This window comes from Micromonospora sp. NBC_00389 (assembly GCF_036059255.1).
Lineage (GTDB): Bacteria > Actinomycetota > Actinomycetes > Mycobacteriales > Micromonosporaceae > Micromonospora.
Genome location: NZ_CP107947.1, coordinates 6,212,720 through 6,227,057 on the forward strand (window position 1 = coordinate 6,212,720; position 14,338 = coordinate 6,227,057).

Consider the following 14,338-nt stretch of genomic DNA (forward strand, 5'->3'; position numbering starts at 1 on the left):
CTGGGTTCCAGGATAGGCAAAAAATCGCTATATGTCTTGCCATTAATCAATCGAAGGCGTTGAATCCGGCATGTACCCTTCGAGAGGAGTGCCACCGATGTCAGCACCTCCGAGGCGGATACTCGCCACCACCTTGATCCTGGCACTTACCGCGTCCACCCTGCTGGCCTGCGGCGATAACGAGTCGGACAGCAGCAGCAAGAAGATCACCGTGTGGAGCCTGGAGGACGTGGCCGACCGGGTCACCGCCACCAAGGCGATCATCGCCGACTTCACCGCGAAGACCGGGGTCCAGGTTGAGCTCGTCACCGTCAACGAGGACCAGTTCCCGTCACTGATCTCCGCCAATGCCGCCGCCGGCGACCTGCCCGACGTGGTCGGCTCGGTCTCCCTGGCCGGCATCCGTACGCTCGCCGGCAACGAGCTGCTGCACGCCTCGGCGAACGCGGAGGTCGTCGACAAGCTGGGCCGGCAGACCTTCTCGCCGCGAGCGTTGGAGCTCACCTCGGACGACGGCAAGCAGCTCTCGGTGCCCAGCGACGGGTGGGGCCAACTGCTCGTCTACCGCAAGGACCTGTTCGCCGCCGCCAACCTGCCCACCCCCGACACGTACGAACGGATCACCACCGCCGCGGCGAAGCTGAACACCGGCGGCGTCGCCGGGATCACCGCGGCGACCGCCCCCAGCGACGTGTTCACCCAGCAGACCTTCGAGCACCTGGCGCTGGCCAACGGCTGTCAGCTCACCGACAACTCCGGCGCCGTCGCCCTGGACTCACCACAGTGCGTCGAGGCGTTCCGCTTCTACGGCGACCTGATCCGGAACAGCTCGGTGAAGGGCGCCCAGGACGTGGACACGACCCGCGCCACCTACTTCGCCGGCAAGGCCGCCATGGTGGTCTGGTCGCCGTTCATCCTCGACGAGCTGGCCGGGCTGCGCAACGACGCCAAGCCGACCTGCCCGCAGTGCCAGGCCGACCCGGCGTTCCTCGCGAAGAACAGCGGGTTCGTCACCGCGATCAAGGGCCCGAACGGCACCGAGCCGGCCCAGTACGGCGAGATCAGCTCGTGGGCGGTGCTGGACGGCGCGGCGACCGACCCGGCGAAGTCCTTCGTGGAGTACATGCTCAGCGACGGCTACCCGCGCTGGTTCGGCATGTCCCCCGAGGGCCGCTTCCCGGTGCGCAAGGGCACCCAGGCAGAGCCCGAGGCGTACCTCACCGGCTGGAACACCAGCCAGGCCGGCGTGGATGTGAAGAAGCCCCTTGCCGACGTGTACGGCGAGGAGGTGCTCGCCACGCTGCGCCGCAGCCCGGACACCTTCCAGCGCTGGGGTCTCACCCAGGGGCAGGGAAAGCTGGTCGGCGCCATGCTCGGCGAGTTGCCGGTGCCCAAGGCGTTGAACGACGTCATCTCCGGCAAGTCCGACGCGGCGGCCGCCGCCGGTCGGGCCAAGAAGGACGTCGAGGCGATCAAAGCAGGCGTGAATTGACCACCACCGCGCCCGGCACCGGCCGCTCCCCCACCCGGGAGCGGCCGGTGCCGGTCCGCCGCCGACCACTGACCCTGCGCCGCCGCGAGTCCCGCGCCGGGCTCGCGCTGGTCGCCCCGACCCTGCTCGTCACCATCGCGGTCATCGGCATCCCGATCGTCTGGACCGTGGTGCTCGCCTTCCAGCGGGTCCGGCTCGCCACGCTGCGCAAGACCGGGCTGTTCGGCGAGTTCACCATGGACAACGTCGACCGGGTGCTGCACACCCCCGGCTTCGCCGACACGCTGTGGATCACCCTGCTCTACAGCCTCGGCGGCACCGTCGGGTCGATCCTGCTCGGCCTGGTCGCCGCACTGGTGGTCCGCCGGCCGTTCCGTGGCCGCACCCTGGTCCGGGCATCCATGCTGCTGCCGTACGTGGCGCCGGTGGTCGCGGTGACGTTCGTCTGGCAGGTGATGCTCGATCCGCAGCTCGGCATCGTCAACGCCTGGGGCCAACGGTGGCTCGGCTGGGACGCCCCGGTGCCGTTCCTGTCCCAGGAGTCGACCGCGCTGGCCACGGTCGTCGTGTTCGAGGCGTGGCGGTACTTCCCGTTCGCGTTCCTGTTCCTGCTGGCCCGGCTACAGGCGGTGCCCGGCGAGTTGGAGGAGGCCGCGCGGGTCGACGGCGCCACCCCCACCCAACGCTTCCGGCACATCCTGCTGCCGCAGCTGCTGCCGGTGATCGCCCTGCTCGGCGTGCTGCGCTTCATCATGACGTTCAACAAGTTCGACGACGTCTACCTGCTCACCGGCGGCGCGGCGGGCACCGAGGTGGTCAGCGTGCGGGTGTACGAGTTCCTCACCGCCCGGACCGACATCGGCGCCGCCGCCGCGCAGGCGGTCGTGCTGGCTGTGGTGCTCATCGTGTTCGTGCTGATCTATCTGCGCTTCTTCGGACGGAGGGTGGGCTGATGGACCGCGACGTGGTCGAGACGGTGAGCCTGCGCTGGCTGCGCCGCCTGGTGATCGCCGTGTTCCTGGTGGTCACCGTCTTCCCCTTCTACTACATGCTGGTGCTCTCGGTGCGACCCATCGAGCGGCTGCTGCTCGACCCCGGCTCGCTGATCGTCGGCTTCGGCGAGCTGACCGTGGCCACGTACGCCGAGGTGCTCAAGGCCACCGACGACGGCGGCCAGGGGTTCCTCACCTTCATCCGCAACAGCGGTCTGGTCGCCGTGGCGGCGACCCTGCTCACCCTGGTCGTGGCGATCCCCGGGGCGTACGCGGTGGCCCGGCTGCGGTTCTTCGGCCGGCGGCAGGTGGACTTCCTGTTCCTGGCCGTCTACCTGTTCCCGTCGATCGTCATCGCGATCCCGCTGTTCGTGGTCTTCACCCGGGCCGGGCTGCGCGGCTCACTGTTCGGCCTGGTGCTGGTCTACATCTCGCAGACGCTGCCGGTCTCGGTCTACATGCTGAAGAACTACTTCGAGACCATCCCGGTCAGTCTGGAGGAGTCCGCCGCCATCGACGGCGCCGGTCGGCTCGGCATCATCCGCCGGGTCAGCCTGCCCCTCGCCATGCCGTCGATCATGGCGGTTGCGCTCTACGACTTCATGATCGCCTGGAACGAGTTCCTCTTCGCCCTGTTGTTCCTGGTCGACAAGCCCGACCGGTGGACGGTGTCGCTGGGGCTGTCCCTGCTCTCCGACGGGGTGGAGGTGCCCAAGACGGTGTTGATGGCCGGGTCGGTCGTCCTCACCCTGCCCATCGTGATCCTCTTCTTCGCCAGCGAGCGGCTGCTCACCGAGGGGCTGACCAGCGGCGCGGAGAAGGGCTGAGCCAACCGGCGTCATCGGCCGGTAAACATGCCGGCCGATGGCTCTGGTTTCTCGCGCCCGGCATCCGTACCATCGGCAAGTCCGTAAGCGCGAAGCCGAGGGGGCCGCGATGAGGCAGAGCGAGCCAAGCCGGCCGACCGATACGGCCGGCGAGGACTACACCGAACGGCTGCAACGACTCGGGGGTGCCCGCTGGAAGCGGCTCCTCGACGTGCAGGCGCCCTACCGGTGGAACCTGCGCCGGCTACGGCTGGGGCACACCCTCGACGTCGGCTCCGGCCTCGGCCGTAACCTCGCCAACCTGGACGGCAACGGCGTCGGGGTGGACCACAACCCCGCCTCGGTGGAGCACACCCGGGCGGCCGGCTTCGAGGCGTACACGGTCGAGGAGTTCTTCGGCGGCCCGCACGCCCGTCCGGGCGCGTTCGACTCGCTGCTCGCCGCGCACCTCCTGGAGCACCTGCCCGCCGAGCAGGCGCGGGAGGTCGTCTCCTCCTACCTGCCGTACGTGCGCTCCGGCGGGACCACCGTGTTCATCACCCCACAGGAGCGCGGGTACGCCAGCGACGCCTCGCACGTCCGGTTCGTCGGCTTCGACGAGGCGGCGCAGATCTGCCGGGAGCTGGGCCTGACCGTCACCCGGCAGTTCTCCTTCCCGTTCCCCCGGGCGCTGGGGCGGGTCTTCACCTACAACGAGTTCATCACCGTGGCCCGGGTGCCCTGACCCCTGCTCCCCGGGTCGCCCGCCGCGTCCCCGCAGGCCCGGTTACGGTGGCCACATGGCCAACCCGACCCGCTGGGCGACCGACACCGGCCCCGAGCACTCGCAGTGGTACATCGACCGGTTCCGGAAGCTCGCGGCTGAGGGAGCGGACCTGGCCGGTGAGGCCCGGCTGGTGGACACGCTGGTCCCGCCCGGCTCGCGGATCCTCGACGCCGGCTGCGGCACCGGCCGGGTCGGCGCCGCGCTGGCCCAGCGCGGGCACACCGTGGTCGGGGTGGACGCCGACCCGGCACTGGTGGTCGCCGCCCGCACCGACCACCCCGGCCCGCTGTGGCTGGTCGCCGACCTCGCCGAGTTGGACCTGCCGGCGGCCGGCGAGGCCGAGCCGTTCGACGCGGCGGTGCTGGCCGGCAACGTACTCGCTTTCGTAGCGCCCGGCACCGAGCCGGAGGTGCTGCGCCGGCTCGCCGCGCACCTGCGCCCGGACGGCGTGCTGGCGGTGGGCTTCGGCACCGAGCGCGGTTACCCGCTGACCGCCTTCGACGCCGACGCGGTCGCCGCCGGGCTGCGCCTGGAGCACCGCTTCGCCACCTGGGACCTGCGCCCGTGGCGCGACGACGCGGCCTTCGCGGTCACCATCCTGCGCCGCCCGGCCGCCTGACGCCAGACCCGGCTCCCGCCACGTCGCCCGACCGTCAGGCGGGGGCGGCGACGGCCCGCGCGGCGGCCGGGTCCAGGGTCGCACCGGCCGGCACCAGGCTGACCAGGCCGGCCGGCAGCCGCAGTGGGCGCACGTCGCGGTAGCCGAGCATCGGGAGCACGTCCCGGTCGGCCAGCACGTACCGCCGGCCCAGGTCGGTGACCACGGAGACCGCGCCGCCGGACGCGCCGGGCGCCGCGGCGGCCTCGACCACCGCACCCCGGCCCGGCTCCACGACCACGTGATCGGCCAGCACGGTGCCGCCGGCCGGCACGGTGCGCGGCACGGCGGCCAGGTCCGGCAGCGGTACGCCCCACCGCACCTCGCTGGCGCCGTCGTCGCCGCTGACCCGGGTGCAGAGCGCCGCGTCGTCCCCGGCCGCCAACCGGGGCGGGGCTGGCGGCGGGGCGGTCGGACCGCTCGGGGCGAGATCCGGCACCGTGGGCAGTGCGGCGAACCGGCCCAGCGTCATCGGCTCCGGCTCGTCCTGGCTGGTGCTGGCCAGCAACAGCCCGGCCTGCAACTCGGTGATCCCGGCCAGCCCCGCGTCGAGCGCCACGGCGTACTGCCGGCCGCCGCCGGAGTTGCTCACCAGGTAGACCTGGCCGATCGTGGCACCCGGCACCCGAGTGGCGGGCCCGCCCAGGCCGGGCAGGGCGAGCGGGGCCAGGTCGAGGCCGGCGGGTAGCGAGTTGAGCAGGGCGGGCGCCACCGGCAGCGCCCGGGCCCGGGTGGTGGCCAGGGCCGCCAGCACCCGGCTGGGATCGCGGATCAGGTAGCGCCGCTGATGCCAGACGAGGTGCAGACCGCCGTCGGGGCCGCGCAGCAGCAGCGCGTCGTCGCCCAGCGGCCGGCCGCCGGCGGGCTCGGTGCCGATCAGCAGCGCGGAGCGGGGCGCGTCGGCGCCCGCGCCGGCCGGGATCGTCGAGCAGACCGTCCACGCTCCGGTGGCCAACCGACCCGGGGCGGGCAGCGAGTCCGGCGCGTCGGCGATGCCCAGCGGCAGCCCGCGCGGCACGCCGTCGATCGAGCGCCGGGAGACCAGCACGGTCTTCGATCGGTCCGCGCCGACGATCAGCAGCGCCGAGGCGTAGTTGAGCACCGGGTGCAGCTTCTGCTCGCGGTAGACGAACCGGGCGCCGGACTCCTTCTCCACGATCACGGCGCCCGCGTCGCGCCAGCCGCTGCCGCCCCCGGCGAACAGGCCGTAGAGCGCGAAGCCGCCCAGCCCGATCGCCGCGACCAGGACGCTGGCCAGGCCGGCGCCGGCCAACCGCCGGAACGGCGACTGGGCCGGGTCGGTCTCCCGCATCACCAGGGCGGCGACCGCCCGCTGAACGCTGAACTGGTAGGAGTGCAGCTGGTCCTGCCGCGACGGCATGGGGTCCCTCCCGGTGGATCGGCCGGCCACAGGATATGCGTTGCGTCGATGTCCCGTGGACCCTGCGTGGCGGTGACCGTGCCGACCGGTACCATCCGGGGACGAATCTGGCGGCGAGAGGGCACCCGTGGGCGCGCGTTTCGAGGAGCTGGCCTGGCGGGAGACCCCGATCGGCGCGATCAGCCTGCGCCGGCGCCGGGACCCGGCGCTCCAGGTCGAGGTGTACGAGGTCAAGCTCGACGACGAGTTCCTCATGTCCAGCCTCTTTCCAGTCGCGGAGATCGAGCTGGCCCGGCTGGGCCTGGCCGAACTGGCCGGTGACACGCTCGACGTGGTGGTCGGCGGCCTCGGGCTGGGCTACACCGCCTGCGCGGCGCTGGATGACCCGAGGGTGCGTTCACTGCTGGTGGTCGAGGCGATCGAGGACGTGATCGACTGGCACCAGCGCGGGCTGCTGCCGTTCGCGGCGGGGCTCGCCGAGGACCCGCGTACCCGGTTCGTGCGGGCCGACTTCTTCGCGGCGGTGGCCGGCGACGCCGGATTCGACGCCGAGGCGCCCGGGCGGCGGTTCGACGCTGTCCTGCTCGACGTCGACCATTCCCCGCGCAACGTCCTGCACCCCAGCCACGCCGCCTTCTACGAGCCGGCCGGGCTGCGCCGGCTGTCCGCCCTGCTACGCCCCGAGGGCGTCTTCGCGCTCTGGTCGGACGACCCGCCGGACGCCGAGTTCACCGCAGCGCTCACCGAGGTGTTCGCGACCGCGCGGGCGCACGTCGTGGCGTTCGCCAACCCGCTGACCGGTGGTCAGTCCGCCAACACCGTGTACGTCGCCCGTACCGCGGGCTGAAACGGGCCCCGCGCACACCGCACGCTGAACCGGCCCGCCCGCACCGCACGCTGGGCTCGGCTCCTCGTGCTGGGCGGGCATGGTGTCGGCCGGATGGGGAACGTGGCGCGGGGGTCGCCGCATGGGCGCGGCCGGTCACGGGAGGTCGAGATGCGTGCCATGCTCTGGGTCGTCGGCGTGGTCGCCGGCGTGCTGATCCTGCTCGGGCTGATCCTCGAGGCGGTCCGCTGGCTCATCATCATCGGCCTGATCGCGCTGGTCGTGGTGATCGTGCTGGGCGTCATGAAGGGACGGCAGGCGATGAGTCACCAGGGCCGGCGGCGGTGAGGCCGGGCCCGCTCAGAACCAGTCCGCGCGCATCTCCAGCGTGGTCCGGTCCCGGCTGTCCAGCAGGTCCAGCTGCGGGCCGGTACGCGGCAGCTCGACCGTGAAGAAGTAGCGGGCGGCCTGCCGCTTTCCGGCGTGGAACGCGTCGCCGGACCCCTCCGGTGGCAGGGCCAGCACCTGCTCCAGCCACATCCACGCGATCACGACGTGCCCGACCGCCTCCAGGTAGACGCTGGCGTTGGCCAGCGCGAGCACCGGGTCGCCGTCGGCCCAGAGTCGGCGGGTGACCGCGACGACCCGGTCCACCGCGCCCGCCAGCCTGTCGGCCAGCTCGGCGGCCTCGCCGCCGACCTGTCGGGCCCGGTCGACGGTGTCGCGGATCGTCCCGGTCAGCAGGACCAGGCCGGCGCCGTCGTGCATGGTCACCTTGCGCCCCAGCAGGTCCAGCGCCTGGATGCCGTGGGTGCCCTCGTGGATCGGGTTGAGCCGGTTGTCCCGGTAGTGCTGCTCCACGTCGTGATCGCGGGTGTAACCGGCCCCGCCGAGCACCTGGATCGCCAGATCGTTCGCGGTCAGGCACCACTGCGAGGGCCAGCTCTTGGTGATCGGGGTGAGCACGTCCAGCAGCAGGTGCGCCCGCTCGCGATCGGCCTCGGCGGGGGCGGTCTTCTCCTCGTCGAGCAGTCGCGCGCAGTAGAGCACCAGGGCCAGCGCCCCCTCCACGTAGCTCTTCTGCGCCAGCAGCATCCGCCGTACGTCGGGGTGGTCGATGATCGGCACCTGCGGCGCGGCCGGGTCCTTACCGCCGACCGGCCGGCCCTGCGGCCGCTCCCGGGCGTACGCCAGGCTCTTGAGGTAGCCGGTGTAGCCCAGCGCGGCGGCGCCGGCCCCCACCCCGATCCGGGCCTCGTTCATCATGTGGAACATCTGGGCCAGTCCCTGGTGCGGCGGGCCGACCAGGTGACCGACCGCGCCGGGACGGCCGGCCGGGGTGTGCCCACCGTCGCCGAAGCTGAGCAGGGTGTTGGTGGTGCCCCGGAAGCCCATCTTGTGGTTGAGCCCGACCAGCACCACGTCGTTGCGGTCGCCGAGCGACCCGTCCGGCCCGACCAGCACCTTTGGCACGATGAACAGCGAGATCCCCTTCACCCCGGGCGGCGCGCCGGGGATCCGCGCCAGCACCAGGTGGACGATGTTCTCGGCCAGTTCGTGATCGCCGCCGGAGATCCACATCTTGGTGCCGAAGAGCCGGTACGTACCGTCCGGCTGTGGTTCGGCGCGAGTGGTGATGTCGGCCAGCGAGCTGCCGGCGTGCGGCTCGGACAGGCACATGGTGCCGAAGAACCGGCCCTCCAGCATGGGCCGCACGTACGTGTCGACCTGCTCCGCGCTGCCGTGCGCCAGCAGCAGGTTGGCGTTGCCCAGGGTGAGGAACGGGTACGCCGAGGTGGAGACGTTGGCGGCCTGGAACCAGGTGAAGCAGGCGGCCGCGACAGCGTGCGGCAGCTGCAGGCCGCCGACCGAGGCGTCCAGCCCGGCCGTGAGCAGGCCGGTCTCGGCGAAGCTCTCCAGCGCCGCCCGGACCTGCGGGATCAGCCGCACTCGCTGCCCGTCGAAGGTGGGCTCGGCGAGGTCGGCGGCGCGGTTGTGCGGGGCGAACTGCTCGGTGGCCACCCGCTCGGCGAGATCCAGGGCATCGTCGAAGGTGTCCCGGGAGTGCTCGGCGTACCGGGGGCGCTCGACAAGCTTGGACACCTGCAGCCAGTCGTGCAGCAGGAAGTCCAGGTCGCGGCGGGAGAGCAGGGTGGACGGCACGGCACTCCTCATCGGGCACGGGGGTGGGTCGGTCCGGGGCGCTGCCCGGCGGCGCCCGTGCCCATCCTGGCGGATCGGCCGGATGGACACCACCGGCACCGACGGGCCGGGCAACCATCACGAACCCGGTGATCTGTCGTACCGGCCCACTAGGGTCGCTGACCGTGACCGAACCCGGAGACGTCCCGCCCGAGGTCCTCGACCGGCTGCGGCCGATCTGCCTCGGGCTGCCGGAGAGCTACGAGGAGCCAGCCTGGGTGGGCACCCGCTGGCGGATCCGCAAGCGGACCTTCGCCCACGTGCTCACCGTCGACCCCGACCACCAGGTCGCCCACGCGCGCGCCGCCGACGTCGACCGGCCGACCTGCCTGCTGATCTTCCGGTCGCCGCCCGACGAGATCGCCGGGCTCGTCGCCAGCGGGCCCCCCTTCTACAAGCCGGAGTGGGGCCCGACCGTGCTGGGCATGGTCGTGGACGACGACACCGGCTGGGACGAGGTCGCCGAGTTGCTCACCGAGAGCTACTGCCTGCTCGCCCCGAAGCGGCTCGCCGCTCTGGTCGACCAGCCCGGCCCACCGGCTGGTTGAGCGGCTGAACGGCATCCGCTGGGGCGATGGTTTCGCCCGACGCGGCCCGGGGATACCGCGCGGCGGGTGGTCGAGGCCGTCGGTCACCGGGTGGAGGCCAGGACGCCGTCGGGCGGGTGAGGAGCGGACCGATGTCCACGCTGCCCACCGAGGAGGATCCCCGGCTGACCCCGGTGCTCACCGAGGACCGGGTGTGCACGGGCGTGACGACCCTGCGGGATCGGATCTTCCTGAGCTACCCGTCGGCGGACCGGCCGGGCGTGCAGGTGGCCGAGGCGCTGCCGGACGGCCGCCGCGACCCGTACCCGAATGCCGCGTGGAATCGGGCGGGCCAGGGACCGGACGGCGCGTTCGTCAACGTCAACGGGTTACGTGCCGGGCCGGACGGCCGCCTGTGGATCATCGACGCTGGGGCGCCACAACTCGGCGCGCGGCAGGTGCCCGGCGGGGCTCGGCTCATCGTGGTCGACCCGGACGGCGACCGGGTGCATCGCGTCTACCACCTCGACGCGGCGGTGCACCCCACCAGCCACGTCGACGACGTCCGGTTCCACGACGGCGTCGGCTATCTCACCGACGCCGGAGCGCCCGGCCTGATCGTGCTCGACCTCGACTCCGGGCAGGTCCGGCGGGTACTGGACGGGCATCCGAGCACCGTCGGCGGGCCTCTGGTCGCCGACGGCCGGCCGTTGCGCGACCCGCCGCCGCAGGTCCAGCAGGTCCAGCACCGGCATGGGTACGGAATCTCGGTGGAGCAGCCGAGGGCGGATCGGTGAGGATCGGGGCATGTCCGTTCCCGCCCGTCAGATTCGCGCTCGCTACTCCGCCGACACCGTCACCGTCTACCAGGCGTATCCCCCACAGGTCGCGCTGCCGGCGGTGGCGGCCGGCCGCTTCGTGGCCCCCTTCAAGCGGGACCGGATGACGTGGATCAAGCCGTCCTTCCTGTGGATGATGTACCGCTGCGGCTGGGCCACCAAGCCGGGCCAGGAGCGGGTGCTGTCCATCGACATCACGCGGGAGGGCTTCGAGTGGGCGCTGGCGCGAGCCTGCCTGAGTCACTACGACCGGGACGTGCACGGCGACAAGGCGACGTGGTCGCGTCAGCTGAAGGCCAGCCCGGTGCGGGTGCAGTGGGATCCGGAACGGACACTGCACCTGAAAGCTCTGCCATACCGGTCGCTGCAGGTCGGGTTGTCCGGCGAGGCTGTCGCCCGGTACGTCGACGACTGGATGGTCTCGGTCACCGACATCACCCCCACCGTCCACCGCGTACGGGAACTTCTGCGCGCCAACGACGCACATGCGGCGACAGACCACCTGCCGGTCGAACATCCCTACCCATTGCCGGCTCAGATCGCCTCCGGCCTCGACGCCAGCGCAGACGTCACGGCCGGAGAGATACCCGGACAGTGACAACGCGCGGCTGGCCGCATCGCTCGGCGGCAGAGGCGGACGCCGATTCTTGCGTGGCCGGCGATATCCTGCCTCGCATGCATCGAAGCCGTGTGTACGCGCTGCTGATCGACGCCCCCGAGGCGGAGGCCGCGCGGGCGGCGCAGTTCTGGTCGGCGGCGCTGGGCGTCAGCACCCGGTCCGATCCCGCAGAGCCACAGTTCATTGGCCTGCACGAGGCGCTGCCCGGGCTGGTCACCGCGGTCCAGGCAGTCGACGACGCCCCGCGCTTTCACCTCGACATCGAGACCGACGATGTGCCGGCCGAGACCGCACGGCTGATCGACCTGGGCGCGACCGAGGTGTCGCAGTGGCTGGAGTGCCGGATTCTGCGGGCACCCGGTGGGCACCTGCTCTGCGTGCTGCCAGTGGCGAGCCCACCGGCGGTCTTCGCCGCCCAGGCCCGAACCTGGCCCTGATCCGCCGGGTTGTCGCAGGTCGGCGCTAGGGTTCCGGCCATGGCAGAGTTCGTACTGGTGGCGGGGGCGTGGCTGGGGTCGTGGGCGTGGGACGAGGTGCTGCCGCCGCTGCGCGCGGCCGGTCACGGCACCCATCCGCTGACCCTCTCCGGCCTCGCCGAGAAGCAGGGCGTGCCGGCCGGGCAGCAGACCCACGTGCAGGACATCGTCGGTGAGATCGAGCGGCGCGACCTGCGCGACGTGGTGCTGGTCGGGCACAGCTACTCGGGCATCCCGGTGGGTCAGGCCGCCGAGCGGTTCGGCGACCGGCTGACCCGGGTGGTCTTCGTCGACTCGGAGGTGCCGGTCGACGGTGGCTCGTTCGCGTCCGGCTGGTGGCAGGGCCCGGCGGCGCTGGAGGCGTTGATCGCCGACAACGGCGGCTACTGGCCGCCGCTCGGCGCGTCCGACCTCGACGGCCAGGGTCTCACCGACGAGCAGGTCACCCGGCTGGTCGAGGGCTCCACCCCGCACCCCGGTGCCACGTTGACCGAGCCGGCCGTGCTGACCCGCCCGCTCGGCGAGCTGCCGGCCACGTACGTCAAGTGCCTGCTCGACGGGCCCGAACCCAACGACACCGTGGCGAAGCTGCTGACCAGCGAGCACTGGCGACTGGTCACGATGGACACCGGCCACTGGCCGATGATCTCCCAACCCGCCGAGCTGGCCCGGCTGCTGCTGTACGCGGCCGGCTGAGCTGCTCCGCCGGCCGGGTTCTCCCCCGGCCGGCGGTGTGCTGGCCGCCTGCCTGCTGCCCGCAGCCCGGTCAGGTCGCCAACTCGTCCCGCAGCGGCGCGGTCAGGTCACCGGCTCGTCCTGCAGCGGCGCGGTCGCTGGCTCGTCGATGGTGGTGATGTGGCGTACTGGCGACGCGAACAGCCAGAGCACGGCGAGCACGCCGCCCAGGCCGGCGACGACCAGTGTCGGCCGCAGCCCGATGGTGGTGCCCAACGCGCCGCCGACCAGCGCGCCGAGGGGCCGGATGCCGTAGTTGACGGCGCTGTACGCACCGGCTCGACGGCCCCGCGCGTCGTCGGGCGTGACCGCGGTGATGAGGGCGTTCAGGTTGACGTCCATCAGCATCACCCCGACGCTGGAGACCAGTTCGATGGCGGCCAGCATGCCGACCTTCGCCCAGGTCGGGCCGGCCACCAGCGCGGTCAGCGCCAGCGGCGCGGGAAAGAGGACGACGCCAATCATCGCGGTACGCCCCAACCCGATGGCGCGGGAGACCCGTGGCGCCAGCGCCGCGCCCGCCAAGCCACCGATCGCGCCAGCGCCGAACGCGATGCCGATGGCACCGGCGGACAGGTCGAGCTCGCGACTCGCGTAGAGCACCAACAACGCGCTGGCGATGAAGGTGAAGAAGTTGACGGTGCTGGTGCAGCCGAGCGCGGCGCGCAGCACCGGGTGGCGCAGCACCAGGACGAGACCTTCGCGGACGAGGCCGAGGGTGGACGACCGCCGCGGCGGCGGAGGCGCCTCGGTCACCGGGATGCGGCCGAGCATCAGCGCGGAGCCGAGGAACGACACCGCGTCGACGATGACGGCGACCGGCGCGGTCAGCGCCTGGACCAGTCCACCGCCGACGGCCGGGCCGGCCACGAACGACACGGCGCGGCTCATGCTCAGCTTGCTGGTCGCGTCGACGTACGCCGACCGCGGCACCAACGCGACGAAGAACGCCTGGCGCGCCATGGCGAACAGCACCGCCCCGGCACCGGTGAGCAGCGCCACCAGGTAGAGCTGGGTGAGGGTGACCGCGTCGAAGAGGTAGGCAACCGGCAGGCTGAACAGCACCGCCGCGCGGATCAGGTCGGCGATGATCAGAAGCCGGCGCTTGTGGGTGCGCTGGTCCACCCACGCGCCCAGGAACAGCCCCAGCAGGTTGGGCAGCCAGATCAGCGCGGTGAGGATGCTGACCTGCGCGGGCGTCGCGGCGAGCAGGGAGACGGCGATCAGCGGCAGGGCCAGTTCGCTGATCCGATCACCGAACTGGGAGATCGTCTCGCCGATCCAGAAGGTGCGGAACCGCCGGTCGCGGTGCAGGGCGGGTGAGGGCGCGGTGCCGACGGTGGTCACGACGCGGCCGAGTCGTCGCCGGGCTCGGGCAGCACGTAGCGCAGCATCCGGACGACCTGCGCGTCGGCCGGTGGCGCCTGGTCGTCCTTGCGCCGTACGTACGGGCCGAGCAGCTCCTCGATCGCCTCCTCCAGCTGCCGCATCTCGTCGGCGGTGGCCACGAACCGGGTGTCGGCCACCCCGGCCAGCCCGCGCCACTCGGCGTCCAGCCGGGGCTCGTCCTGCAGCAGCCACTGCTGCGGAGCGTCGGCGTACCGGGCGAACATCTCGCCCCGCAGCTGGCGGCCGGCGGCCTGTCCCTCGGCGTCGTCAGGGAGCGTGAAACGGAAGCCCCGGGCCGCCGCCTGCCACCAGCGTTCCCGCTTGCTGGTGGCGCCGTCCCAGTCGGTGACCAGGCCGAACGTCGCGAGGTGTCGCAGGTGCCAGCTGACCACCGACGGCGTGGCGCCGACGTGCGGCGAGAGCGCGGTGGCGGTGGCGGGACCGTGCCGCTGCAAGCGGTCGAGGATGGCCAGCCGGACCGGGTGCGCCAGCGCCCGTAGCGCCTGTGGCTCGGTGATCTCGAAATCCCCGTACGGATTCTTGAGAGACATGTTTCGAAAGTAGTCTCTCAGGTTCCGTCGGGCAACCCCGGGCTTCGCCGGATGGCTT

At 72.3% G+C, this 14,338-nt stretch carries 16 protein-coding genes; 12 read left to right on the forward strand and 4 right to left on the reverse strand.

All coding sequences use genetic code 11. The annotated features are described in order from the left end of the window. Positions 1-97 precede the first annotated feature (97 nt). From OG470_RS29445 to OG470_RS29465, 5 genes are all read left to right on the forward strand, one after another. Positions 98-1,492: an ABC transporter substrate-binding protein gene (locus OG470_RS29445; protein WP_328417483.1), complete on the forward strand. Its 1,395-nt coding sequence runs from the start codon at positions 98-100 to the stop codon at positions 1,490-1,492. Then, positions 1,489-2,445 carry a carbohydrate ABC transporter permease gene (locus tag OG470_RS29450; RefSeq protein ID WP_328417485.1) on the forward strand — a complete coding sequence of 319 codons (957 nt, stop codon included), beginning with the start codon at positions 1,489-1,491 and terminating at the stop codon, positions 2,443-2,445. Before OG470_RS29445 ends, OG470_RS29450 begins: the two co-directional genes overlap by 4 nt. Beyond that, positions 2,445-3,311 carry a carbohydrate ABC transporter permease gene (locus OG470_RS29455; protein ID WP_328417487.1) on the forward strand — a complete coding sequence of 289 codons (867 nt, stop codon included), beginning with the start codon at positions 2,445-2,447 and terminating at the stop codon, positions 3,309-3,311. The genes OG470_RS29450 and OG470_RS29455 overlap by 1 nt, the downstream gene beginning before the upstream one ends. 109 nt (positions 3,312-3,420) lie before the next feature. Beyond that, positions 3,421-4,035, forward strand: coding sequence for a methyltransferase domain-containing protein (locus OG470_RS29460; protein WP_328417488.1), 615 nt, complete (start codon positions 3,421-3,423; stop codon positions 4,033-4,035). A 55-nt stretch (positions 4,036-4,090) separates the two neighbouring features. Then, positions 4,091-4,696: a class I SAM-dependent methyltransferase gene (locus OG470_RS29465; RefSeq protein ID WP_328417489.1), complete on the forward strand. Its 606-nt coding sequence runs from the start codon at positions 4,091-4,093 to the stop codon at positions 4,694-4,696. A gap of 34 nt (positions 4,697-4,730) precedes the next feature. Here OG470_RS29465 and eccB read toward each other — a convergent pair whose 3' ends face one another. Next, positions 4,731-6,116, reverse strand: coding sequence for a type VII secretion protein EccB (eccB, locus tag OG470_RS29470; RefSeq protein WP_328417490.1), 1,386 nt, complete (start codon positions 6,114-6,116; stop codon positions 4,731-4,733). 127 nt (positions 6,117-6,243) lie between these two features. Between eccB and OG470_RS29475 the strand changes: the two genes are divergently transcribed. Continuing rightward, positions 6,244-6,963 (forward strand): spermidine synthase, encoded by a 720-nt coding sequence (locus OG470_RS29475; protein ID WP_328417492.1) that lies wholly within the window; start codon positions 6,244-6,246, stop codon positions 6,961-6,963. 150 nt (positions 6,964-7,113) lie between these two features. Continuing rightward, complete coding sequence (locus OG470_RS29480) at positions 7,114-7,290, forward strand: hypothetical protein (RefSeq protein ID WP_328417494.1); 177 nt, start codon at positions 7,114-7,116, stop codon at positions 7,288-7,290. Positions 7,291-7,302: 12 nt separating this feature from the next. Here the strand turns inward: OG470_RS29480 and OG470_RS29485 are convergent, their stop codons facing one another. Then, a complete protein-coding gene (locus tag OG470_RS29485) occupies positions 7,303-9,105 on the reverse strand; it encodes an acyl-CoA dehydrogenase (RefSeq protein ID WP_328417496.1) in 1,803 nt (600 codons plus the stop codon). Between the two features lie 164 nt (positions 9,106-9,269). Between OG470_RS29485 and OG470_RS29490 the strand changes: the two genes are divergently transcribed. The 5 genes from OG470_RS29490 (at position 9,270) to OG470_RS29510 (ending at position 12,301) form a co-directional block, all read left to right on the forward strand. Beyond that, positions 9,270-9,692, forward strand: a complete 423-nt coding sequence (locus OG470_RS29490; protein WP_328417498.1) for an MmcQ/YjbR family DNA-binding protein — start codon at positions 9,270-9,272, stop codon at positions 9,690-9,692. Between the two features lie 131 nt (positions 9,693-9,823). Beyond that, a complete protein-coding gene (locus OG470_RS29495; protein ID WP_328417499.1) occupies positions 9,824-10,468 on the forward strand; it encodes an L-dopachrome tautomerase-related protein in 645 nt (214 codons plus the stop codon). A gap of 10 nt (positions 10,469-10,478) precedes the next feature. Beyond that, positions 10,479-11,108 (forward strand): DUF4291 domain-containing protein, encoded by a 630-nt coding sequence (locus OG470_RS29500; RefSeq protein WP_328417501.1) that lies wholly within the window; start codon positions 10,479-10,481, stop codon positions 11,106-11,108. Between the two features lie 77 nt (positions 11,109-11,185). Further along, positions 11,186-11,566: a VOC family protein gene (locus OG470_RS29505; protein ID WP_328417503.1), complete on the forward strand. Its 381-nt coding sequence runs from the start codon at positions 11,186-11,188 to the stop codon at positions 11,564-11,566. Between the two features lie 39 nt (positions 11,567-11,605). Further along, a complete protein-coding gene (locus OG470_RS29510) occupies positions 11,606-12,301 on the forward strand; it encodes an alpha/beta fold hydrolase (RefSeq protein WP_328417505.1) in 696 nt (231 codons plus the stop codon). Between the two features lie 102 nt (positions 12,302-12,403). Here OG470_RS29510 and OG470_RS29515 read toward each other — a convergent pair whose 3' ends face one another. Together OG470_RS29515 and OG470_RS29520 are read right to left on the reverse strand one after the other, a co-directional pair. Then, entirely contained in the window at positions 12,404-13,687 is a 1,284-nt protein-coding gene (locus OG470_RS29515; protein WP_328417506.1) for an MFS transporter, read from the reverse strand. Further along, positions 13,684-14,280, reverse strand: coding sequence for an ArsR/SmtB family transcription factor (locus OG470_RS29520; RefSeq protein ID WP_328417507.1), 597 nt, complete (start codon positions 14,278-14,280; stop codon positions 13,684-13,686). Before OG470_RS29520 ends, OG470_RS29515 begins: the two co-directional genes overlap by 4 nt. Positions 14,281-14,338: the final 58 nt, after the last annotated feature.

Coding starts and splice junctions, on each gene's coding strand:
- OG470_RS29445 (WP_328417483.1), top strand. CDS start 98: ATGTCAGCACCTCCGAGGCGGATACTCGCCACCACCTTGATCCTGGCA.
- OG470_RS29455 (WP_328417487.1), top strand. CDS start 2,445: ATGGACCGCGACGTGGTCGAGACGGTGAGCCTGCGCTGGCTGCGCCGC.
- OG470_RS29460 (WP_328417488.1), top strand. CDS start 3,421: ATGAGGCAGAGCGAGCCAAGCCGGCCGACCGATACGGCCGGCGAGGAC.
- OG470_RS29465 (WP_328417489.1), top strand. CDS start 4,091: ATGGCCAACCCGACCCGCTGGGCGACCGACACCGGCCCCGAGCACTCG.
- eccB (WP_328417490.1), bottom strand. CDS start 6,116: ATGCCGTCGCGGCAGGACCAGCTGCACTCCTACCAGTTCAGCGTTCAG.
- OG470_RS29480 (WP_328417494.1), top strand. CDS start 7,114: ATGCGTGCCATGCTCTGGGTCGTCGGCGTGGTCGCCGGCGTGCTGATC.
- OG470_RS29495 (WP_328417499.1), top strand. CDS start 9,824: ATGTCCACGCTGCCCACCGAGGAGGATCCCCGGCTGACCCCGGTGCTC.
- OG470_RS29500 (WP_328417501.1), top strand. CDS start 10,479: ATGTCCGTTCCCGCCCGTCAGATTCGCGCTCGCTACTCCGCCGACACC.
- OG470_RS29505 (WP_328417503.1), top strand. CDS start 11,186: ATGCATCGAAGCCGTGTGTACGCGCTGCTGATCGACGCCCCCGAGGCG.
- OG470_RS29510 (WP_328417505.1), top strand. CDS start 11,606: ATGGCAGAGTTCGTACTGGTGGCGGGGGCGTGGCTGGGGTCGTGGGCG.
- OG470_RS29520 (WP_328417507.1), bottom strand. CDS start 14,280: ATGTCTCTCAAGAATCCGTACGGGGATTTCGAGATCACCGAGCCACAG.